This is a genomic window from Paraburkholderia caffeinilytica (assembly GCF_051027425.1).
Taxonomy (GTDB): Bacteria; Pseudomonadota; Gammaproteobacteria; order Burkholderiales; family Burkholderiaceae; genus Paraburkholderia; species Paraburkholderia caffeinilytica_A.
Map to the genome: position 1 here is coordinate 3,965,275 of NZ_CP186552.1, position 21,312 is coordinate 3,986,586.

Sequence of the window (21,312 nt, forward strand, 5' to 3'; positions counted from 1 at the left end):
ATGTTTGCTGTGGGATTGACCGGTGGCATCGGCAGCGGCAAATCGACCGTGGCCGACCTGTTCGCCGCGCACGGCGTGCCGCTTGTCGACACGGACCTGATCGCGCACCGCATCACGGCGCCGCATGGCATTGCGATGCCGCAAATCGCCGCGGAGTTCGGCAATGCGTTCGTTGCAGCAGATGGTTCGCTCGACCGCGCCCGCATGCGCACGCTGGTGTTCAGCGACGACGGCGCGCGCAAACGCCTTGAAGGCATCACGCATCCGTTGATTCGTGCGGAGACCGAACGTGAACAGCGTGAGGCGCAAGGGCCGTACGTCATCGTCGTGGTACCGCTGCTCGTGGAGTCGGGGAGCTGGAAGACTCGCGTGAATCGTGTGCTGACAGTCGATTGCAGCGTCGAGACGCAAATCTCGCGCGTGATGAGTCGCAACGGGTTCAGTCGTGAACAGGTGCTGGCAATCATCGCTCGCCAGGCGACGCGCGAAGCACGCCTCGCCGCGGCCGACGACGTCATCGACAACGACAACGCACCGCTTGACGTCCTCAAGACACACGTCGACGCGCAACATCGCGTCTATCTGTCGCTGGCGGGCGCATAAGAATATGCGGGCCGTCGCTTGCCAGGCAGTATTGTCGACGAGCGTTCGATACGTCCGCCGCAACGGAACACGGGCGTCACATAAGTCCCGTATAAGCACCACACGAACGGCACACGCAGTCGGCACACCAGGTCTCGCCCCCATTCGTTGAACTTTGTCGCGGCACGCGAGCCGAAGCATGCAGAAAACCGCCCTGAACACGTGAAAAAAGTTGCGGAAGCACGCCGAAAAAGTGCGTGATTGCTAGGGTAGTCTCACGGCATTAGAATGTTCTGCATTCCCGTCACCGACCACGCCCGAGGCGAGCCCGCTTGATCCTTTACGAGTATCCCTTCAACGAGCGAATCCGGACGCTATTGCGCCTCGAAGATCTGTTCGAGCGCTTCACGTTCTTTCTGACCCAGGAAGACGCCAGGGAACATCACGTCGCACTGACAACGTTGTTCGAAATCTCAGACGTTGCCGGTCGCGCGGATCTGAAGTCCGATCTGATGAAGGAGCTCGAACGCCAACGGCAAACCCTGGCGCCGTTCCGGGGCAATCCAGGCATCGAGCAGAATGCGCTGGAGGCGGTGCTGGGAGAAATCGAGCAGACCTTGTCGGGGCTTTCGCAAATGCAGGGCAAGACCGGCCAGCATCTGGCGGACAACGAGTGGCTTGCCAGCATCCGCAGCCGCGCGATCATCCCGGGCGGCACCTGCAAGTTCGATCTGCCTTCGTACTACGCGTGGCAGCAGATTCATCCCGATCAGCGCCGGCAAGATATCGCCAAATGGGTCACTCCACTGCTGCCCTTGCGCGATGCGGCAACGATCGTGCTGCGCCTCGCACGCGAATCCGGTCAGGCGTCCAAGGTCATGGCGATGCAGGGCAGCTATCAGCAAATGCTGTCAGGCCGCTCATACCAGCTGATGCAGGTACGGGTAACACCTGAATTGCGGGTGATTCCAGAGGCCAGCGCCAACAAATACATGCTCTGGGTGCGGTTCACGGTGCAGGACGGCGATTTGCGTCCGCGCGCAGTGGATGTCGACGTGCCGTTCCAGCTCACGCTTTGCAGCCTGTAAGCCAGCGCTTAACGGCCGCCTCGTAGAGCCAGGGCCGAATCATCGCGGGGCCACGCCTTTAAAGCGGCGAAAAATGCCCCTATATTCATTACTTGTTCCGTTTCCGATTGACTGCCTGACCGTATGCCTACCGTCGTCAAATGCCCTACTTGCGGGAAGGATGTCCGCTGGACCCCCGAAAGCCGCTTCCGCCCGTTCTGCTCAGACCGCTGCAAGCAGATTGACCTCGGCGCCTGGGCCGCTGAGAAGTACAAGATTGGCGGCACGGAAGAAGAAACGCCGCCGGATGAGTCGCCCGGTGGGGATTACAACCCACACTGAGCGCCGTGCAAAGGTTGCAGAGACACGCAGAAGTGTGCTGGCAGTCGCGCTATAGGCGACGCTGCTCACGCAGCGCCGCTTAAAACCACCGATTATTTTTCTAGTTTTGCTCAGCCGCGAGCCATTCCAGCACGGGAATCGTCGCCGGCAATAGCGGTGAGACGTCAGCCGGCAGCATCTGCCAGACAAATGCCTGGCCTTCACGGCCGTGCGGCTCGCCGGTCCACTCCGTCACCTTGCAGAAAAACAGTCGCACGTAGGCGTGCGGGTAATCGTGTTCGAGCGTGTGCCAAAGATGACTCGCCTTGACGTCGATACCCAGTTCCTCGTGCAGCTCGCGGGCTAGCGCGGCCTCGACCGACTCGCCCGCTTCCAGCTTGCCGCCCGGAAACTCCCAGTACCCCTCGTACGGCTTGCCTGCCGGGCGCTGCGCCAGCAGATAACGTCCGTCCGGCTGAATCAGCACGCCAACCGCGACTTCAGTCACCGGGCGGCCGGCCGTGTTCTTCTGTGCGTCACTCATACCGGAGCCTTCCGGCCGGACCAGTCGCGAGCGAATTGCCATGCGACACGCCCGGAGCGCGAACCGCGCTCCAGCGCCCACACCAGCGCGTCGCCGCGCGCCGCTTCGACTTCCGCGTCGTCGCAGCCGAAATGGCGCAGCCAGTGGCCGATGATCGACAGATAGTCGTCCTGCTTGAACGGATAGAAGCTGACCCACAGCCCGAAGCGCTCGGACAGTGAAATTTTTTCTTCAACCAGTTCACCCGGGTGAATCTCGCCGTCGGACGTGTGCTTGTACGTCTCGTTGTCGCTCATGTACTCCGGCAACAGGTGGCGGCGATTGGACGTTGCGTAGATCAGCACATTGTCCGACTGAGCCGCGATCGAGCCGTCCAGCGCAACCTTCAGCGCCTTGTAGCCCGACTCGCCGTCTTCAAACGACAGATCGTCGCAGAACACCACGAAACGCTCCGGCCGCTGCGCGATCAGATCGACGATGTCGCCGAGATCGTGCAAATCGTCTTTATCGACTTCGATCAGGCGCAGACCGTCTTTCGCATAGGCGTTCAGGCAGGCCTTGATCAGCGACGACTTGCCGGTGCCGCGCGCGCCCGTCAGCAGCACATTATTGGCCGGCTGCTTGTGCACAAATTGGCGAGTGTTCTGCTCAATCAGGCCTTTCTGGCGATCGATGTTTTGCAGGTCGTCGAGCGTAATCGACGAGATGGCCGGAACCGGTTGCAAATAACCGCGCCCCTGGCGTTTGCGCCAGCGAAAAGCAACCGCAGCCGACCAGTCGATCTGCGGCGCGGCAGGCGGAAGCATGGCTTCGAGGCGGACGAGCACGGCTTCGGCCCGGGTCAAAAACTGTTCGAGTTTATCCATGGCTGTGAGGTACGCGGCCCGAAAGCCGCGTCAAAACCCTAGTGAGAAACCTGGTTACGAACGATAGTCGGCGTTGATGCTCACGTAGTCGTGCGACAGATCGCAAGTCCAGATCGTGGCTTGCGCATTGCCGCGGCCGAGTACGACACGAATGCCGATCTCGCTCTTTTTCATGACGCGCTGGCCGTCTTCCTCACGGTAGGCCGGATTGCGGCCGCCGGCAGTGGCGACCAGCACGTCGTCCAGATACAGATCGATCTTGCCGACGTCGAGATCGTCCACGCCGGCATAGCCGATGGCCGCGAGAATGCGGCCGAGATTCGGATCCGACGCATAGAAGGCCGTCTTCACGAGCGGCGAGTGGCCGATCGCGTACGCGATCTGGCGGCATTCGCCGACGCTCGAGCCGCCTTCGACATGCACGGTCATGAATTTGGTCGCGCCTTCGCCGTCGCGCACGATCAGTTGTGCGAGGGCTTGGGCGACCTCGGTCACCGCGTCGCGCAGCGCTGCATAAGCGGGCGAGTCAGTGGACGTGATCGCCGGCAGGCTCGATTTGCCCGAGGCGATCAGGATGAAAGAATCGTTGGTCGACGTGTCGCCGTCGATCGTGATGCAGTTGAACGAGCGGTCCGCCACATGCTTGACCAGTTCGTCGAGCACCGGTTGCGCGACGGCGGCGTCGAACGCGAGGAAGCCGAGCATGGTCGCCATGTTCGGCTTGATCATGCCGGCGCCCTTGCTGATGCCGGTGAGCGTAACCGTGTGTCCTTCGACCGTGACCTGGCGCGAGACGGCCTTCGGCAGTGTGTCCGTGGTCATGATCGCCTGGGCGGCGTCATACCAGTTGGCTTCCTTGCGATTCGCCAACGCGGCCGGCAAACCTGCCTTCAAACGATCGACCGGCAGCGGCTCCAGGATCACGCCCGTCGAGAACGGCAACACCTGTTCCGGCGTGATGTCCGCGAGACGCGCGAGTTCGGCGCAGGTTTCGCGCGCAGCCACGAGGCCCGGTTCGCCCGTGCCCGCGTTCGCATTACCGGTATTGATCACCAGCGCGCGAATCGGCTTGCCGCCGGCACGCACGCGCGCCAGATTCTCGCGGCACACCGTCACGGGCGCGGCGCAGAAACGGTTCTGCGTAAATACGCCACCTACCGTCGCGCCTTCGCCGACGGAAATGACCAGCACGTCCTTGCGGTTCGGCTTGCGGATATTCGCCTCCGCCCAGCCCAGCGTGACGCCGGCGATGGGATGGAGTTGAGCGGGATCGATCGAGGGGAAATTGACAGCCATGGTCGCGACCTGTCGAAGAAAATGCCGGCAGGCGCCGGCATCGAGGGATCGGAAACTGATGGCTCGGGCGTGTAGCCGAACCACCGCGAAATCAACAGCAAAGCACTAGGTAAAACGAAGCGGCGCGCTTAAAGCGCGCCGCTTTCGGCATTATGCGATCTTACCGTGACACTGCTTGTACTTCTTGCCACTACCGCATGGGCACGGGTCGTTGCGGCCGACCTTCGGCACGTTGTCCACGCTCACGTCCGATCCGATGGCGTGCGAGGAACCGTGGCTCATCGCGTCGCCAATCATGGCTGCGGTCGCCGCTTCCGCGGCGGCAGGCGCCGCTGCTGCCGCTTCGGCGAATTCGGCGTGACGGAACTCGACGTTCTCGAGGTGACTGCCCTGCTCTTCGTACTGTTCGGCAGCCTGCTCCAGCTGTTCAGGCGACTGGATCTGCACGTTCATCACCACACGGGTGACTTCGAGCTTCACGGCGTCGAGCATCGCAGCGAACAGTTCGAACGCCTCGCGCTTGTATTCCTGCTTCGGATTCTTCTGCGCGTAACCGCGCAGATGGATACCTTGGCGCAGATGATCGAGCGCGGCAAGATGTTCGCGCCAGCTACGATCCAGCGTTTGCAGCATGATCGAGCGTTCGAACGCGCTGAACGATTCGCGGCCAACCTGTTCGACCTTCGATTCGTACGCTTCGTCCGCAGCGGCTTCAACGGCTTCGAGGATCTCGTCCACGCTGATCGAGTTCGACTCGTTGATCATTTCCTGGATCGCGAGGTCGAGCTGCCATTCGTTGCGCAGCACTTCTTCCAGTTCGGGCACGTCCCACTGCTCTTCAATGCTGCCGGCCGGCACGAACTGATGAACGATATCGGCGATCACGCCATGACGCATGGCGCCGATGGTTTCGGTGATGTCGTTCGCTTCGAGCAATTCATTGCGCTGCTGGTAGATCACCTTGCGCTGATCGTTCGACACATCGTCGTATTCGAGCAATTGCTTGCGAACGTCGAAGTTGCGCGCTTCAACCTTGCGTTGCGCCGATTCGATCGAACGCGACACGATGCCCGCCTCGATCGCCTCGCCTTCCGGCATCTTCAGACGGTCCATGATCGCGCGCACGCGATCGCCCGCGAAAATGCGCAGCAGTGGATCTTCCAGCGACAGATAGAAGCGTGACGAACCCGGGTCGCCCTGACGGCCGGCACGGCCGCGCAACTGGTTATCGATCCGGCGCGATTCGTGACGTTCGGTGCCGATGATGTGCAGACCGCCCGCGGCCTTCACCTGATCGTGCAGTGCCTGCCATTCGTCGTGCAGCTTCTGGATTCGGGTTTGCTTCTCTGCGTCAGAAAGCGTTTCATCCTGTTCGAGGAAGGACGCCTGCTTTTCGGCATTGCCGCCGAGCACGATGTCGGTACCGCGACCGGCCATGTTCGTGGCGATCGTGACACGCTTCGGACGGCCTGCTTCGGCGACGATCTCGGCTTCACGCGCGTGCTGCTTGGCGTTCAGCACTTCGTGCGGCAAGCCAGCCTGCTTCAGCAGATGCGACAGCAGTTCCGAGTTTTCGATCGACGTTGTACCGACCAGCACCGGCTGACCACGCTCGTAGCAATCGCGGATGTCGCGGATCACCGCGTCGTAACGTTCCTTCGCGGTCTTGTAGATCTGATCCTGCTTGTCGATCCGCTTCGGCGGACGATTGGTCGGGATCACAACCGTTTCGAGACCGTAGATCTCGTTGAATTCGTACGCTTCGGTATCGGCCGTGCCGGTCATGCCGGACAGCTTCGCGTACATACGGAAGTAGTTCTGGAACGTGATCGACGCGAGCGTCTGGTTCTCGCTCTGGATCTTGACGTGTTCTTTCGCCTCGACAGCCTGGTGCAAACCATCCGACCAGCGGCGGCCCGACATCAGACGGCCGGTGAATTCGTCGACGATCACGACTTCGCCGTTCTGCACAACGTAGTGCTGATCCTTGAAGAACAGCGTGTGCGCACGCAGCGCGGCGTACACGTGGTGCATCAGCGTGATGTTCTGCGGCGCGTACAGGCTTTCGCCCTCGCCGATCAGGCCCCACTCGGCGAGCAGGCGCTCGGCCTTTTCGTGGCCCGATTCGGTCAGGAAAACCTGGCGGCCTTTCTCGTCCAGCGTGTAGTCGCCCGGCTTTTCGACGCCGGTGCCGTCCGCCTTCTCTTCGCCGATCTGGCGTTCGAGCAGCGGCGGCAGCGCGTTCATGCGCACGTAGAGTTCGGTGTGATCTTCGGCCTGCCCGGAGATGATCAGCGGCGTACGGGCTTCGTCGATCAGGATCGAGTCGACCTCGTCGACCACCGCGAAATTCAGGGCTCGCTGCACGCGCGCGTCGGTCTCGTAGACCATGTTGTCGCGCAGGTAGTCAAAGCCGAATTCGTTGTTGGTGCCGTAGGTGATGTCGGCGGCGTACGCTTCCTGCTTCGCGCCATGATCCATCTGCGACAGGTTGATGCCGACCGACAGACCGAGGAAGTTGTACAGACGCGCCATCCATTCGGCGTCGCGCTGGGCCAGGTAGTCGTTGACCGTGACGACGTGCACGCCGCGACCGGACAGCGCATTCAGGTACACCGGCAGCGTGGCGACGAGCGTCTTGCCTTCGCCGGTGCGCATTTCGCCGATCTTGCCGTAATGCAGGACCATGCCGCCGATCAGCTGCACGTCGAAGTGGCGCATTTTCAGCACCCGCTTGCTGGCCTCGCGGCACACCGCGAAGGCCTCCGGCAGGAGCTTGTCGAGCGACTCGCCACTCGCGACGCGCTGGCGGAATTCACCCGTTTTGGCGCGCAGTTGGTCGTCCGTCAATTGCTCGATCTGCGGCTCGAGCGCATTGATCGCCGTGACGGTCTTTTGATATTGCTTGACTAGCCGCTGGTTGCGGCTGCCAAAAATCTTCTGTAGAAAACCGGTGGTCATCGGATCGGTGTCTGCGTCGCGGCTTCGGCTGGTTCGCGGCGTGCGGTTCATGCACGTGCGCTCCTGGGTCGGAAGGGCCTCGGCGGCTTAGTCCAAGAGTGAATTCGAATCGGGCATTTTAGCACGCGCCCCCGGCCGCGCCTGTGTCAGCCGTGCGACGCTGGCGAGGCACAGAAACCCCGCCGCAGCGACTTCCGACGGTACACATTGAGGCGGGGCCGCGTGCATCCCGCGCGGTACAATCGCGGCGTGAACGCACATAGGGTGCGAACACGCCGTTACCCTAGAACATGAGCCGTATTCCGTCCTTTTCAAGGCCGCCGCCCAAGCAGTTCAAAGCGCGCCGCCCGCAGCCCGTCGCAGAAGTGCTGAATCGCACCGACGCGTTCGTGGCCCTGCGCGCGGGCGTCGAGCAGATTGCGGCGCTGGAAAAGGATCTTCGTGAGCTGCTGCCGGACTATCTGGCCACGAGCGTGGAGCCGAGCTTCATCAAGGAAGGCGTGCTGGCCCTGTTTGCCGCGCACAATGCGCTGGCGGCCCGGTTGCGCCAGATCGAACCGCGCCTGCTGTCGGATCTGCAGCAGCGCGGCTGGCCGGTCAATGCGCTGCGAATTCGCGTACGGCCGCAGCCCCTGAAGGAGCCGCCGCCGGTCAAGCAGGCACGCATGACGCCGGCCGGCGCGGATGCGCTGCAAGCCCTTTCCGAATCGCTCGCGCCTTCGCCGCTGCAGGAGGCATTGGCCAAAATGGCAGCGCGGCATCGGAGAAATCGCTGAACAAAAAATAAGCGGCCCATCTGGGCCGCTTATTTTTCATCCATACACTTCGGACATTTCATCCGAAGACGCTATTCAGATCACGCAAACGCCGTCTGCGTTTCGTACGCGAAGCCGCGCGGGGCCTTCTGCGTATCGTCGAACGTGACGATTTCGTACGAATCCTCATGCGCCAACAGCTCGCGCAGCAGCGCGTTGTTCAGACCGTGGCCCGACTTGTACGCCGTGTACGAAGCCAGCAACGGATGACCGACCACGTACAGGTCGCCGATCGCGTCGAGCATCTTGTGCTTCACGAATTCGTCGTCGTAACGCAGGCCGTCGTTGTTCAGAATGCGGTATTCGTCCAGCACGATGGCGTTATCCATGCTGCCGCCGCGCGCCAAACCGAGTTCGCGCATCATTTCCACTTCATGCGCAAAGCCGAACGTGCGCGCACGGGCGATTTCCCGCACATACGACGTATTGGCAAAATCCACTTCCAGCGCCTGGCCGGTTTTATCCACAGCCGGGTGACGGAAATCGATGGTGAATTTGAGCTTGAAACCGAAATACGGGTCGAGACGCGCGAATTTATCGCCGTCGCGAATTTCCACAGGCTTGGTGACCTTGATGAATTTCTTCGGCGCGTTCTGTTCTTCAATACCGGCCGACTGAATCAGAAACACGAACGAACCTGCACTGCCGTCCATGATCGGAATTTCTTCAGCGGTCACGTCGATATAAAGATTGTCGATACCGAGGCCTGCGCATGCGGACATCAAATGCTCGATGGTCGACACGCGCGCGCCGTCTTTCTGCAACACGGAAGCCAGACGCGTATCGCCAATCGCCAACGCCGACGCAGGAATGTCCACCGGCGTGGCCAAATCCACGCGCGAAAACACGATGCCCGTGTCCGGCGCCGCCGGACGGAGCGTCAAGTCGACTTTGCGGCCGGAGTGCAGGCCGATGCCGACTGTCTTGACGATTGATTTGATAGTGCGCTGCTTCAACATGGTGATCTTCTATTCGATTGAAAATCCCAATCGGGACTTTTTATTCCATAGCGCGAAGTATACTCCATTACCCTAAGGAGCGTCGTTACGCGGAACGTATCAATCTGTTTCGCTGCATTACCTAAAGGGCGCCCGTCAGGAAAGCGTGACGGGCCGATGTCCGAAACGGAGGCGTTTCCGGTCATCGGCCCGAGTAACTGCCTGTCACAAAAGCGTCTTATACGCCGTTGCCCTGATACAACGCGGTCACCGCGCAACCTCGGGGCAAACGGCCTGACGCCGTCGCAACTAGCTCAACGTAGCGAGAATACTCCCTGCATCGCTCACTTCGAATTTGCCGGCAGCCTCGACGTTCAACGTCTTGACCACGCCGTCGTCGACAACCATCGCGTAGCGCTGGGAACGGATTCCCATGCCGCGCGCCGACAAATCCTGCTCAAGACCGAGCGCCCGCGTGAAAGCCGCACTGCCGTCCGCCATCATGCGCACCTTGCCCGAGGCGTGCTGATCGCGTCCCCACGCGCCCATTACGAACGCGTCGTTGACGGACACGCACCAGATCTCGTCGACGCCAAGAGCGCGCAACTGCTCGGCGTGCTCGACGTAACCCGGTACATGTTTGGCCGAACAGGTCGGCGTGAACGCGCCCGGCAACCCGAAGATCACCACGCGTTTGCCCGCCGTCTGCTCGTGCACGTTGAAGCTGTTAGGCCCCAGCGTACAGCCCGCTCGCGCGTCTTCGACGAATTCGAAGAGTGTCGCGTCGGGCAGCTTGTCACCTGTCTGAATCATGCTCAGTCCTTTGCATCGATGCGAAGCACGCTCGCACGTTGTCGTGTCGCAGTGAATTCAGCGTCCGCCTGACTACAGGCTCCGCCATCCGGCGACAGTCGCCCCATCCGCTTCGCGAATCCGAAGAGGGCACCTGTCCTTGCCGCGAATCGACGATACGCGGCTTGTTCGCCGTTCACCCGCCACGCTCGTGCATTCGTCCGCCGGCGCTGCGCTGTTGTACAACCCGCAACGCGGCAACGAAAGCCTGCCCGTGCGCTCAGTCCGCCTGCTTGCGCAGGAACGCCGGAATGTCGTACGTGTCGACGCCCTTTTCCTGCAGCGCCTGCACGTGCGAAGCCGCCGTATCGCGCGACGTGCGCCACACAGCCGGCGTGTCCAGCGCGCCGTAATCGGCCGTGCTGGCGTGCGACGACTGCGGTGTGTAGGCAGCGTGCGCGCTGATCGGCTGATTGTCCGTACCGGTGCGCAGCAGCGTCATCGGTGCCGATTGCTGCTTCTTCGCCGCACGGCCCAGACCCGTTGCCACGACCGTCACGCGCAGCGCGTCGCCCATTGCATCGTCGTACACCGCGCCGAAGATCACGGTTGCGTCTTCTGCAGCATAGCTCTTGATGGTGTTCATCACTTCGCGCGTTTCCGACAGACGCAGCGAACGGCTCGACGTGATGTTGACCAGCACGCCACGCGCACCCGACAGATCCACCCCTTCCAGCAGCGGGCTGGCCACAGCCTGCTCGGCAGCCAGACGCGCGCGATCGACGCCGGCAACCGTCGCCGTGCCCATCATCGCCTTGCCCTGCTCGCCCATCACCGTCTTCACGTCTTCGAAGTCGACGTTCACCAGACCGTCGACATTGATGATTTCCGCGATGCCGGCAACTGCGTTGTTGAGAACGTCGTCTGCGCACTGGAAGCACTTGTCCATCTCGGCGTCATCGCCCATCACCTCGAACAGCTTGTCGTTCAGAACGACGATCAGCGAGTCGACGTGATCCTCCAGTTGCTGCGAACCAGCTTCTGCCACACGCATGCGCTTGCCGCCTTCGAATTCGAACGGCTTGCTGACCACGCCAACAGTCAAGATACCCATTTCCTTGGCGATCTGCGCGACCACCGGTGCTGCACCCGTACCCGTGCCGCCACCCATGCCTGCGGTGATGAACACCATGTGCGCGCCGCGCAGTGCGTCGGCGATGCGCTCACGTGCTTCTTCTGCTGCTGCGCGACCCATTTCCGGCTTGGCGCCGGCGCCCAGACCCGTGTTGCCGAGCTGGATCACCGCGGAAGCGCGCGAACGCGACAGAGCCTGCGCGTCCGTGTTCATCACGATGAAGTCGACGCCTTGCACGCCTTTGTTGATCATGTGCTGAACGGCATTGCCGCCAGCGCCACCTACTCCGATCACCTTGATAATGGTGCCGTTCGTTTCGGTTTCCAGCATCTGGAATTCCATGTTGCCTCCGTCAAGATAAAAAATTGCAGCCACTTCGGCCGTTATTCGGCAGGAGATCGGGCAACCTCCTGTCGCGCGCCAGCCGCCGGCACCAGCGCGTATTTACGTAAAACCGTTCAAAACCAGAATTCGTCAGAAGTTGCCGAGGAACCAGTCTTTCATTCGCGTGAAGACCTGGCCCATCGACCCCGACTGCACCGCGACCTTGCGGCCGCGCATTCTTTGCGAGCGTCCTTCGACGAGCAGCCCCATCGCCGTCGAATAACGCGGGTTACGCACGACGTCTGCAAGACCGCCCGCGTATTCCGGCACGCCGATGCGCACCGGCTTCAGGAAAATGTCCTCACCGAGTTCGACCATGCCGAGCATCATCGACGCGCCGCCGGTCAGCACCACACCGGAGCTCAGCAGTTCCTCGTAACCCGACTCGCGCACCACCTGCTGCACGAGCGAAAACAGTTCTTCGACACGCGGCTCGACCACCGCCGCCAGCGCCTGGCGCGACAGCGTGCGCGGACCGCGCTCGCCGAGACCCGGCACTTCGATCATTTCGTCCGGATCGGCCAAGGCCTGCTTTGCAATGCCGTAGTCGACCTTGATGTCTTCCGCGTCCGGCGTCGGCGTACGCAAGGCCATCGCGATGTCGCTCGTGATCTGGTCGCCGGCGATCGGAATCACCGCCGTATGACGAATCGCGCCTTCGCTGAAAATCGCAATGTCCGTCGTGCCGCCGCCGATATCGACCAGCACCACGCCGAGTTCTTTTTCGTCTTCCGTCAGCACCGCCAGCGACGAAGCCAGCGGCTGCAGGATCAGATCGTTCACTTCGAGTCCGCAGCGGCGCACGCATTTCACGATGTTCTGCGCCGCGCTCACCGCGCCGGTGACGATATGCACCTTCACTTCCAGGCGGATGCCGCTCATGCCGATCGGCTCGCGCACATCTTCCTGACCGTCGATGATGAATTCCTGCGTCAGAATGTGCAGCACCTGCTGATCGGTCGGGATGTTGATCGCCTTGGCCGTCTCGATCACGCGTGCGACGTCCGTCTGCGTGACTTCCTTCTCCTTGATCGCCACCATGCCGCTCGAATTGAAGCTGCGGATATGGCTGCCGGCGATCCCGGTGAATACGTTCGTGATCTTGCAGTCGGCCATCAGCTCGGCTTCCTCGAGCGCGCGCTGAATGGACTGCACGGTGGCTTCGATGTTCACCACCACGCCCTTCTTGAGCCCCTTCGATTCGCTCTGGCCGAGGCCGATCACCTCGTAATGGCCCTCGCCCTTCAACTCGGCGACGATAGCCACTACCTTCGACGTCCCAATGTCGAGGGCGACCAGCAGATCTTTATAGTCTTTACTCATAGCGTGCTCATTGCGTGTGATGTCCGTTTACTTCTTGCCCTTGTCGGGTTCGCTGATGAAGCGCATGCCAGCGGCACGAATCGCGAAACCGTTCGGATAGCGCAAGTCCGCATACTCAATATCCTTTCCCCAACGTTGCGTCACCGCGTTCCACGCCGCGGTCAGGCGCTTGCTGCGATCCAGCAGCGTGTCCTGATTGCGTTCGCGCCCAAGTTCCACCTGCATGCCGTTCGACAGCTTCACCGTCCACGCGTAACGCGGCGACAGCGTGACTTCATCCGGCGTCGCGCCCAGCGGCGCAAACCACTTCTTGAAGTCGCCATAACGCGCGACGACTTCTTTGGCCGTACCGTCCGGGCCGTCGAACGCGGGCAGCTCCTCTTCGAGCTCGCCCTGGTTCGCGGTGAACAGTTCGCCGTCCACGCTCACCAACTGATCGCTGCCCCACGTTCCTAGCGGTTTGTACTCTTCAAGCGTGACAGCCAATGCGTTCGGCCAAACCCGCCGCACACTCGCGTGACGCACCCATGGCATCTGCTCGAACGCCTGCCGCGCGACGTCGAGATCCACCGTAAAAAAGTTGCCTTTCAAGCGCCCTACTACACCCGCGCGCACCGTCGGCGAATTGATGTGCTCCGTGTCGCCGTCGATCTGAATTTCGCGCAGCGCGAAGCTCGGACGCTGGATCAACCAGTAACCGCCTGCCGCCAGCAGCACGAGCACCAGCAACACATGCAATGCGTTGGCGGCGAGATTGAGCTGGCGAACGTTGTTCCACATGGTGTTGCTTTCGGGTTGCCCCGCTTAGTCCTTTGTTAGTCCTTGAGGGTCAGCGCCAACACGCCGACAACCAGTTCCTGGTAGCTGATGCCCACCGCACGCGCCGCTTTCGGCGGCAACGAGTGATCGGTCATCCCAGGCGCCGTGTTCACTTCCAGGAAGTACGGGTTGCCGTCCGCGTCCAGCATGAAATCGGCGCGGCCCCAATCGGTGCAGCCAAGTACGTCGAACGAGCGGCGCGCCAGCACTTTCAGGCGTGCCTCTTCGTCAGCCGCCAGACCGCACGGAATCAGGTACTGCGTGTCGTTGGCGATGTACTTCGCGTGGTAATCGTAAAACTCGCCGGCCGGCACGATGCGAATCACCGGCAGATCGAGATCGCCGGCGATACACGCGGTGTACTCGCCGCCGCCTTCAATGCTCTTTTCGACCACGACGATCTTGTCGTACTTGACCGCTTCGAGCAGCGCTGCCGGCAATGCGTCAGCGCTCTTCACCTTGATCACCGCGACGCTCGATCCTTCGCTCGCCGGCTTCACGAACAGCGGCAAGCCAAGTTTCGCGACGATGTCTTTCGCACGTGCTTCGTAGTCGTCGCCGCGCAGAACAGCCTCGAACGGCGGCGTCGGGATGCCGAGTTGCTGCCACACGAGCTTGGTGCGGAACTTGTCCAGACCGAGCGCCGAGCCGAGCACGCCGCTACCCGTGTAACGGATGCCGTAGAAGTCGAGCGCGCCCTGAATCTGGCCGTTCTCGCCATAACCGCCGTGCAGCGCGTTGAACGCGCGCACGAAGCCTTCGTCCTTCAATGCGGCGAGCGGACGCTCGGCCGGATCGAACGGATGTGCGTCGATACCGGCGTCACGCAGACCTTGCAGGACGAGGCGGCCGGAATTGAGCGACACCTCGCGCTCGGCGGAATCCCCACCGAGCAGCACTGCTACTTTGCCGAATTGTTTGGGATCGATGCTGCTCATTTCACTCACACCTTCGTCTCTTGCGCGAGGCGACCCGGCACACCGCCGATCGAACCCGCGCCCATCGTGATCACCACATCGCCGTCGCGCACCACTGCTGAGAGCGCGTCCGGCACTTCGTCCACCGTATCGACAAACACCGGTTCGACCTTGCCCGCCACGCGCAGTGCGCGCGCGAGAGCGCGGCCGTCCGCGGCGACGATCGGCGCTTCGCCGGCCGAATAGACTTCGGTCAGCACGAGCGCGTCGACGGTCGACAGCACCTTCACAAAATCTTCGAAGCAATCGCGCGTGCGCGTGAAGCGGTGCGGCTGGAAGGCCAGCACGAGGCGCCGCCCAGGAAACGCACCGCGCGCCGCCGCCACCGTAGCTGCCATTTCAACCGGGTGATGACCGTAATCGTCGACCAGCGTGTATGCACCGGCAGGTTGGCCTTCCGACACGACCGGCACTTCGCCGTAGCGCTGAAAGCGTCGGCCCACGCCGTTGAAATCCGCCAGCGCTCGCTGGATATCGGCATCTTTCACTTCAAGTTCAGTCGCGATTGCGATTGCGGCCAACGCGTTCTGCACGTTGTGCTCGCCCGGCAGGTTCAGGACGATGTCGATCGGCGCCGCGTCTTCACGCATGGCCGTGAAATGCATCTTGCCGCCGCGCGCTTCGACGTTGACCGCGCGCACTTGCGCGTCCGGCGCAAAACCGTAACGGATGATCGGCTTCGACACGAACGGCAGAATTTCCTTCACGTTCGGATCGTCGACACACAGCACCGCGATCCCATAGAACGGCAGACGGTGCGTGAATTCGATAAACGCCTGCTTGAGCCGCGCAAAGTCGTGGCCGTAGGTGTCCATGTGATCGGCGTCGATGTTCGTGATGACTTCGATCACCGGGAACAGATTCAGGAACGACGCATCCGACTCATCCGCTTCAGCGACGATGAAATCACCCGTACCGAGACGCGCATTCGCGCCCGCGCTGATCAGGCGGCCGCCGATCACGAAGGTCGGATCGAGCCCGCCCGCCGCCAGCACGCTCGCCACCAGCGAGGTGGTGGTGGTCTTGCCGTGCGTACCGGCAATCGCGATGCCCTGCTTCAGGCGCATCAATTCCGCGAGCATCACCGCGCGCGGCACGATCGGAATGCGGCGATGACGCGCGGCCAGCACTTCCGGGTTGTCGCTGCGCACCGCTGTGGAAACGACCACGGCGTTCGCGCCTTCGATGTTCTCCGCCGCGTGACCGATCGCGATCCGCGCGCCGAGTGCCGCGAGGCGATCGGTAATCGGGTTGCTCGTGAGATCCGAGCCGCTCACCTGATAGCCGAGGTTGACCAGCACCTCCGCGATGCCGCTCATGCCGACACCGCCGATGCCGACAAAGTGAATGTGTTTGACGATGTGTTTCATTGCTTTCCTTCTGGGCTCGCGCCCGAAATCGAACCCGCCACAGTCGCGCAAATCTGTGCGACCTGTTCCGTGGCGTCGGGTTTCGCGAGCGAGCGCGAACGCTCCGCCATTTCCGCGAGGGTCTCTCGCGTCTGGCTGCGCAACCAGTCGGCGAGCTTTTCCGCCGACAGATCGCGTTGCTGCACGACCAGCGCCCCGCCGTTATCGGCAAGGAACGCTGCATTAGTGGTTTGGTGATCGTCTACTGCAAATGGGAACGGCACAAAAAACGCCGCCACCCCGACTGCTGAAATCTCCGACACGGTCATCGCGCCCGACCGGCAGATCACCAGATCCGCGTTCGCGTACGCGCTCGTCATGTCGTCGATGAAAGGCACGAGTTCTACGTCGGGTTGGTCACCATCATCGGCTTGCAGGCCGGCTGCCGCGTAGTTCTCGCGCAGCGCTTCAATATGCTTCGCGCCCGCCTGATGCACGATACGCGGACGTTCATTCGGCGCCAGCAGCGCAACCGCGCGCGGCACCACTTCATTCAACGCCGCCGCGCCCAGACTGCCGCCCACCACCAGCACATTCAGTGGACCGCTGCGCGCTGCGTAGCGTGCTTTGGGTGCAATTGCGCGCGCAAGTTCCGCACGAATCGGGTTTCCGGTCCATTCGCCGTGCGGCAGCGCATTCGGAAACGCAACCAGCACGCGTTTTGCGACTTTCGCAAGCACCTTGTTTGCAAGACCCGCGATCGAATTCTGCTCATGCAACACCAGCGGGCGACCGCTCAACGCGGTCATCAATCCCGCCGGGAACGTGATGTAACCGCCCATGCCGAGTACGACGTCCGGCTTCACGCGGCGCAGCACGCTCAAACTCTGCGAGCAGGCGCGCAGCAGATTCAGCGGCAACATCAGCTTGGTTTTCAGACCCTTGCCGCGCAATCCGCCGAAGCGCACGTATTCCATCGGGATGCCGTGTTTCGGCACCAGCGTGGCTTCCATGCCCGCGGGATTGCCGAGCCATACGACCTTCCAGCCCCACGCCTGCATCAGGTGCGCGACCGCGAGCCCCGGGAACACATGTCCCCCGGTGCCACCGGCCATCACCATCAGCGTGCGTTGTGGGAGAACGGTCATACTTTGCCCCCACGCATCAACACCCTGTTCTCATAATCGACACGCATCAGCACGGCTATCGCGACGCAGTTCAGCAAGATGCCCGAACCACCGTAGCTGACGAGCGGCAGCGTGAGGCCCTTGGTCGGCAACAGGCCAAGGTTCACACCCATATTGATAAAGGTCTGCGCGCCGAACCAGATGCCAATGCCCTTCGCCACCAGCCCCGCGAACGTGCGGTCGAGCGCGAGCGCCTGACGGCCGATCTCGAACGAGCGGCGCACGATCCAGTAGAACATCAGGATCACCACAAGCACGCCGACAAAACCGAGTTCCTCGCCGATCACCGCGAGGATGAAGTCGGTATGCGCTTCCGGCAGATAGTTGAGTTTCTCGACGCTGCCGCCCAGACCCACGCCAAACCATTCGCCGCGCCCGAAAGCGATCAGCGAGTGCGTCAATTGATAAGCCTTGCCCTGCGCGTAACGGTCGTCCCATGGATCGAGGTAAGCGAAGATCCGCTCACGACGCCACGGTGATGCCCACACCAGCAAGCTGAACGTGCCGACCGCAGTGGCCACGAGGCCGCCGAACAGCTTGCCGTTCACGCCGCCGAGGAACAGCACGCCCATCGCGATCGCCGCGATCACCATGAACGCGCCCATGTCCGGCTCGAGCAGCAGCAACGCGCCGACGAGACCCACGGCAACCGCCATCGGCAGAAAGCCCTTGGCGAAGCTGTGCATGTATTCCTGTTTGCGCACCGTGTAGTTGGCCGCGTAAATCGTCACGGCGAGCTTCATGATTTCCGACGGCTGCATGTTCGTGATGCCGAGCGGAATCCAGCGACGCGCACCGTTCACGCCCTTACCGACGTGCGGGATCAGCACGATCACCAGCGCGGCCAGCGAAATCAGGAAGAGCTTTGGCGCGTACTTATCCCACGTCGAAATCGGGATGCGGAACGACACGACGCCGATCACCGATCCCATCGTCACGAAAATGATCTGGCGCACGAGGAATGCGTAGTCGCGGTACGACGCGTATTTCGGCGAATCGGGCATCGCGATCGACGCCGAATACACCATCACGACGCCAAGGCCGAGCAGCGCCACGACCACCCACAGCAGCGAGTGATCGTAGTCGAGCATCCGCGAGCGTAGCGGACGCACGCCGTTCACGGCGCTCGCGAGACCACTGCCGCCGGTGCGGCTGGAGGCGCGGCCCGCGCTACCTGTATCGCCATTGCCGGCACGGGAGCCGGCAAGGCGCGAACCGAAGCGTTCCGACCAGCTCATATCATCGTCCCCCGTTCGGCCGCGATGTCTTCCACCGTGCTGCGAAATACCGCCGCGCGATGGGCATAACCCTTGAACATGTCGAAGCTCGCGCACGCCGGCGACAGCAGCACGACGTCCCCGGGTTGCGCCAAAGCGGTAGCGGCCCGCGTCGCGTCTTCCAGCGTCGCGTGGTCGGTCATGGCGATACCGGTGTCTTCCAGCGCGGCGCGAATCTGCGGTGCGTCACGGCCGATCAGCATCACGGCGCGGCACCAGCGCATCACGGGCGTGGCGAGCGGTTCGAAATCCTGCCCCTTGCCGTCGCCGCCGACGATCAGCACCGCGCGTTGCGCGAGGCCGTCGAGCGCGGCAACCGTCGCACCGACGTTGGTGCCCTTGCTGTCGTCGACGTAATCGATGCCTTCGATCGACGCGATCAATTCCACCCGATGCGGCTCGCCATGGTATTCACGCAAGCCGTGCAGGAGCGGCGCGCCAGGCAGACCGATCGCACGCGCCAATGCATACGCTGCCAGCGCGTTTGCAGCGTTGTGCAGGCCGCGGATACGCAATGCATCCGCCGGCATCAGGCGTTTGAGCGCGATGTTCTTCGGTGCCGTCACTTCGTTCTTGCGACGACGCGTCGGGGCAGGTTCGTCGCTGGCGTCGCGGTCGTGTGCTTCCACCAGCCAGACCATGCCGTTGTCGCGCAGCAGACCGTAGTCGCCATCGTTCTTCGGCTCGGTCACGCCGAACGTAATCATCGCCGCTTCGCTGCCCTCGGAAGGAGCAAGCGCCATCACGCGCGAGTCGTCGCGGTTCAGTACGCGCACAGTCTGTGTACCGAAGATACGACCCTTCGCGGCGGCGTACGCATCGAGGCCGCCGTGCCAGTCCAGGTGATCTTGCGTGATGTTCAGAATAACGGCTGCATCCGGCGCAAACGTATGGGCGGTTTCCAGCTGAAAGCTGGACAGCTCCAGCACCCACACATCAGGCAACGCGGTGTTGTCGATCGCTTCGCTGAGCTTGTCCAGCGCGGCCGGGCTGATGTTGCCCGCCACCGCGACCTTCTTGCCCGCGCGCTCACACAACAGACCGGTCAGGCTCGTTGTCGTGGTCTTGCCGTTGGTACCGGTAATCGCGATCACCTTCGGCGCATAGCCGCTTTCGCCGAGCGTCTTCAATGCTTGCGCGAAGAATTCGAGTTCGCCCCAGACAGGGATGTCCTGTTCACGCGCCGCAGTAATGAGCGGCAGCAAGTCGGCGGCGAGCGGCGACAAACCCGGGCTGATTGCCACGAGCTCAACGCCTTCGAGCAACGAGAGCGAAAACGGGCCGCCGACGAACTCGGCATCGACACCGTGCGCTTCCATAGCGGACAGGTTCGGCGGCACCTCGCGCGTATCGGCCACTCGCAGCCGACAGCCGTGCCGCGCGCACCAGCGCGCCATCGCGAGACCGGATTCACCGAGTCCCAGCACGAGCACCATCGGCTTTTGCCGATCCCGAAACTTCTCGCCAAACATCGCCTGCTTCCCCTAAATACGACTTAACGCAACTTGAGCGTGGACAAACCGAACAGACACAGCATCAACGTGATGATCCAGAAGCGCACCACCACCTGCGTTTCCTTCCAGCCCGACAATTCAAAATGGTGATGCAGCGGCGCCATCTTGAAGAGACGCCGGCCTTCGCCGTAACGGCGCTTGGTAAACTTGAACCACGTCACCTGCAACATCACAGAAAGCGTCTCCGCGACGAAAATGCCACCCATGATGAAGAGCACGATTTCCTGACGCACGATCACCGCGACCGTGCCGAGCGCGCCACCCAGCGCCAACGCGCCGACGTCGCCCATGAACATCTGCGCCGGGTGCGTGTTGAACCAGAGGAACGCGAGCCCCGCCCCGCCCATCGCCGAACAGAAAATCAGCAACTCGCCGGCGCCGGCGATATGCGGGAACAACAGGTACTTCGAATAGACCGAACTGCCCATCACATAGGCGAACACGCCGAGCGATGCGCCGACCAGCACGACCGGCATGATCACGAGGCCGTCGAGACCGTCAGTGAGATTCACCGCGTTGCTCGCCCCGACGATCACCAGATACGTCAGCACGATGAAGCCCCACACGCCGAGCGGGTAGCTGATCGATTTGACGAACGGCAGCATCAGGTCGGCGCGCGCCGGCAAGCCCATCGACAAACCGCTGCGCACCCACGCCATAAACAGATCGAACACGCGTACGTTGCTCGCTTCGGACACGCTGAACGCGAGATACACCGCGGCGAACAGGCCGATCACCGACTGCCAGAAATACTTTTCACGCGACGACATCCCGCGCGGGTCCTTGTAGACCACCTTGCGGTAATCGTCGACCCAGCCGATCACGCCGAAACCGAACGTGACGAGCATGACGATCCAGATGAAACGGTTGGTCAGATCGGCCCACAACAATGTCGACACGGCAATGCCGAGCAGAATCAGCACACCGCCCATGGTCGGTGTACCGGATTTGACGAGGTGCGTTTGCGGACCGTCTTTACGAACGGCCTGGCCGACCTTCATCGCGGTCAGCTTGCGGATCACCGCCGGGCCACAGACGAGCCCGATCAGCAGCGCGGTAATGGTGGCCATCACCGCACGGAAAGTCAGATAACTGAACACGCGCAAGAAGCTTGCGTCATTCTGCAGCCATTGCGCCAGCGCCAGTAGCATGCTTCGGTCCTTCT

At 62.1% G+C, this 21,312-nt stretch carries 19 protein-coding genes; 4 read left to right on the forward strand and 15 right to left on the reverse strand.

Annotated features, from left to right (window positions below; translation table 11 throughout):
• The 3 genes from coaE (at position 1) to yacG (ending at position 1,991) form a co-directional block, all read left to right on the forward strand.
• Complete coding sequence (gene coaE, locus ACOSV0_RS17585) at positions 1-603, forward strand: dephospho-CoA kinase (RefSeq protein WP_434107395.1); 603 nt, start codon at positions 1-3, stop codon at positions 601-603.
• A gap of 311 nt (positions 604-914) precedes the next feature.
• Complete coding sequence (zapD, locus tag ACOSV0_RS17590) at positions 915-1,670, forward strand: cell division protein ZapD (RefSeq protein WP_325046545.1); 756 nt, start codon at positions 915-917, stop codon at positions 1,668-1,670.
• Positions 1,671-1,793: 123 nt separating this feature from the next.
• Positions 1,794-1,991, forward strand: coding sequence for a DNA gyrase inhibitor YacG (gene yacG / locus ACOSV0_RS17595; RefSeq protein WP_434107396.1), 198 nt, complete (start codon positions 1,794-1,796; stop codon positions 1,989-1,991).
• Between the two features lie 100 nt (positions 1,992-2,091).
• On the opposite strand, the gene ACOSV0_RS17600 is transcribed toward yacG, so the two are convergent.
• From ACOSV0_RS17600 to secA, 4 genes are all read right to left on the reverse strand, one after another.
• A complete protein-coding gene (locus tag ACOSV0_RS17600; RefSeq protein ID WP_434107398.1) occupies positions 2,092-2,514 on the reverse strand; it encodes an NUDIX domain-containing protein in 423 nt (140 codons plus the stop codon).
• Positions 2,511-3,380: an ATP-binding protein gene (locus ACOSV0_RS17605; RefSeq protein ID WP_434107400.1), complete on the reverse strand. Its 870-nt coding sequence runs from the start codon at positions 3,378-3,380 to the stop codon at positions 2,511-2,513. Before ACOSV0_RS17605 ends, ACOSV0_RS17600 begins: the two co-directional genes overlap by 4 nt.
• Positions 3,381-3,434: 54 nt before the next feature.
• Entirely contained in the window at positions 3,435-4,676 is a 1,242-nt protein-coding gene (gene argJ, locus ACOSV0_RS17610) for a bifunctional glutamate N-acetyltransferase/amino-acid acetyltransferase ArgJ (RefSeq protein ID WP_434107402.1), read from the reverse strand.
• A 150-nt stretch (positions 4,677-4,826) separates the two neighbouring features.
• On the reverse strand, positions 4,827-7,637 hold the full coding sequence (gene secA / locus ACOSV0_RS17615) for a preprotein translocase subunit SecA (protein WP_434110324.1): 2,811 nt from the start codon (positions 7,635-7,637) through the stop codon (positions 4,827-4,829).
• A 290-nt stretch (positions 7,638-7,927) separates the two neighbouring features.
• Here secA and ACOSV0_RS17620 point away from each other — a divergent pair, with 290 nt between their 5' ends.
• Entirely contained in the window at positions 7,928-8,413 is a 486-nt protein-coding gene (locus ACOSV0_RS17620; protein ID WP_434107403.1) for a DciA family protein, read from the forward strand.
• Between the two features lie 80 nt (positions 8,414-8,493).
• Here the strand turns inward: ACOSV0_RS17620 and lpxC are convergent, their stop codons facing one another.
• The 11 genes from lpxC to mraY all read right to left on the reverse strand — a co-directional run bounded on the left by lpxC (position 8,494) and on the right by mraY (position 21,298).
• Entirely contained in the window at positions 8,494-9,411 is a 918-nt protein-coding gene (lpxC, locus tag ACOSV0_RS17625; protein ID WP_434107404.1) for a UDP-3-O-acyl-N-acetylglucosamine deacetylase, read from the reverse strand.
• Between the two features lie 288 nt (positions 9,412-9,699).
• Positions 9,700-10,203 carry a peroxiredoxin gene (locus tag ACOSV0_RS17630; protein ID WP_434107405.1) on the reverse strand — a complete coding sequence of 168 codons (504 nt, stop codon included), beginning with the start codon at positions 10,201-10,203 and terminating at the stop codon, positions 9,700-9,702.
• Between the two features lie 259 nt (positions 10,204-10,462).
• Positions 10,463-11,659 carry a cell division protein FtsZ gene (gene ftsZ / locus ACOSV0_RS17635; RefSeq protein ID WP_434107406.1) on the reverse strand — a complete coding sequence of 399 codons (1,197 nt, stop codon included), beginning with the start codon at positions 11,657-11,659 and terminating at the stop codon, positions 10,463-10,465.
• Positions 11,660-11,791: 132 nt separating this feature from the next.
• A complete protein-coding gene (ftsA, locus tag ACOSV0_RS17640) occupies positions 11,792-13,024 on the reverse strand; it encodes a cell division protein FtsA (RefSeq protein ID WP_007180311.1) in 1,233 nt (410 codons plus the stop codon).
• 27 nt (positions 13,025-13,051) lie between these two features.
• Positions 13,052-13,804 (reverse strand): cell division protein FtsQ/DivIB, encoded by a 753-nt coding sequence (locus ACOSV0_RS17645; RefSeq protein WP_434107407.1) that lies wholly within the window; start codon positions 13,802-13,804, stop codon positions 13,052-13,054.
• Between the two features lie 35 nt (positions 13,805-13,839).
• Positions 13,840-14,781, reverse strand: coding sequence for a D-alanine--D-alanine ligase (locus ACOSV0_RS17650; RefSeq protein WP_434107408.1), 942 nt, complete (start codon positions 14,779-14,781; stop codon positions 13,840-13,842).
• A 5-nt stretch (positions 14,782-14,786) separates the two neighbouring features.
• Positions 14,787-16,190: a UDP-N-acetylmuramate--L-alanine ligase gene (gene murC, locus ACOSV0_RS17655; RefSeq protein ID WP_434107409.1), complete on the reverse strand. Its 1,404-nt coding sequence runs from the start codon at positions 16,188-16,190 to the stop codon at positions 14,787-14,789.
• Positions 16,187-17,317, reverse strand: coding sequence for an undecaprenyldiphospho-muramoylpentapeptide beta-N-acetylglucosaminyltransferase (gene murG / locus ACOSV0_RS17660; protein ID WP_434107410.1), 1,131 nt, complete (start codon positions 17,315-17,317; stop codon positions 16,187-16,189). Before murG ends, murC begins: the two co-directional genes overlap by 4 nt.
• Positions 17,314-18,594, reverse strand: coding sequence for a putative lipid II flippase FtsW (ftsW, locus tag ACOSV0_RS17665; protein ID WP_434107412.1), 1,281 nt, complete (start codon positions 18,592-18,594; stop codon positions 17,314-17,316). Before ftsW ends, murG begins: the two co-directional genes overlap by 4 nt.
• On the reverse strand, positions 18,591-20,105 hold the full coding sequence (gene murD / locus ACOSV0_RS17670) for a UDP-N-acetylmuramoyl-L-alanine--D-glutamate ligase (protein WP_434107413.1): 1,515 nt from the start codon (positions 20,103-20,105) through the stop codon (positions 18,591-18,593). The genes ftsW and murD overlap by 4 nt, the downstream gene beginning before the upstream one ends.
• Positions 20,106-20,128: 23 nt before the next feature.
• The gene (mraY, locus tag ACOSV0_RS17675) at positions 20,129-21,298 is read right to left on the reverse strand and encodes a phospho-N-acetylmuramoyl-pentapeptide-transferase (RefSeq protein WP_434107414.1); all 1,170 of its coding nucleotides are present in this window, start codon (positions 21,296-21,298) and stop codon (positions 20,129-20,131) included.
• Between the last annotated feature and the right edge of the window lie 14 nt (positions 21,299-21,312).

What these genes read in the sequence shown, in the direction of transcription:
- coaE (WP_434107395.1), top strand. Translation starts at nt 1, where the DNA reads ATGTTTGCTGTGGGATTGACCGGTGGCATCGGCAGCGGCAAATCGACC.
- yacG (WP_434107396.1), top strand. Translation starts at nt 1,794, where the DNA reads ATGCCTACCGTCGTCAAATGCCCTACTTGCGGGAAGGATGTCCGCTGG.
- ACOSV0_RS17600 (WP_434107398.1), bottom strand. Translation starts at nt 2,514, where the DNA reads ATGAGTGACGCACAGAAGAACACGGCCGGCCGCCCGGTGACTGAAGTC.
- ACOSV0_RS17605 (WP_434107400.1), bottom strand. Translation starts at nt 3,380, where the DNA reads ATGGATAAACTCGAACAGTTTTTGACCCGGGCCGAAGCCGTGCTCGTC.
- argJ (WP_434107402.1), bottom strand. Translation starts at nt 4,676, where the DNA reads ATGGCTGTCAATTTCCCCTCGATCGATCCCGCTCAACTCCATCCCATC.
- secA (WP_434110324.1), bottom strand. Translation starts at nt 7,637, where the DNA reads ATGACCACCGGTTTTCTACAGAAGATTTTTGGCAGCCGCAACCAGCGG.
- ACOSV0_RS17620 (WP_434107403.1), top strand. Translation starts at nt 7,928, where the DNA reads ATGAGCCGTATTCCGTCCTTTTCAAGGCCGCCGCCCAAGCAGTTCAAA.
- lpxC (WP_434107404.1), bottom strand. Translation starts at nt 9,411, where the DNA reads ATGTTGAAGCAGCGCACTATCAAATCAATCGTCAAGACAGTCGGCATC.
- ACOSV0_RS17630 (WP_434107405.1), bottom strand. Translation starts at nt 10,203, where the DNA reads ATGATTCAGACAGGTGACAAGCTGCCCGACGCGACACTCTTCGAATTC.
- ftsZ (WP_434107406.1), bottom strand. Translation starts at nt 11,659, where the DNA reads ATGGAATTCCAGATGCTGGAAACCGAAACGAACGGCACCATTATCAAG.
- ftsA (WP_007180311.1), bottom strand. Translation starts at nt 13,024, where the DNA reads ATGAGTAAAGACTATAAAGATCTGCTGGTCGCCCTCGACATTGGGACG.
- ACOSV0_RS17645 (WP_434107407.1), bottom strand. Translation starts at nt 13,804, where the DNA reads ATGTGGAACAACGTTCGCCAGCTCAATCTCGCCGCCAACGCATTGCAT.
- ACOSV0_RS17650 (WP_434107408.1), bottom strand. Translation starts at nt 14,781, where the DNA reads ATGAGCAGCATCGATCCCAAACAATTCGGCAAAGTAGCAGTGCTGCTC.
- murC (WP_434107409.1), bottom strand. Translation starts at nt 16,190, where the DNA reads ATGAAACACATCGTCAAACACATTCACTTTGTCGGCATCGGCGGTGTC.
- murG (WP_434107410.1), bottom strand. Translation starts at nt 17,317, where the DNA reads ATGACCGTTCTCCCACAACGCACGCTGATGGTGATGGCCGGTGGCACC.
- ftsW (WP_434107412.1), bottom strand. Translation starts at nt 18,594, where the DNA reads ATGAGCTGGTCGGAACGCTTCGGTTCGCGCCTTGCCGGCTCCCGTGCC.
- murD (WP_434107413.1), bottom strand. Translation starts at nt 20,105, where the DNA reads ATGTTTGGCGAGAAGTTTCGGGATCGGCAAAAGCCGATGGTGCTCGTG.
- mraY (WP_434107414.1), bottom strand. Translation starts at nt 21,298, where the DNA reads ATGCTACTGGCGCTGGCGCAATGGCTGCAGAATGACGCAAGCTTCTTG.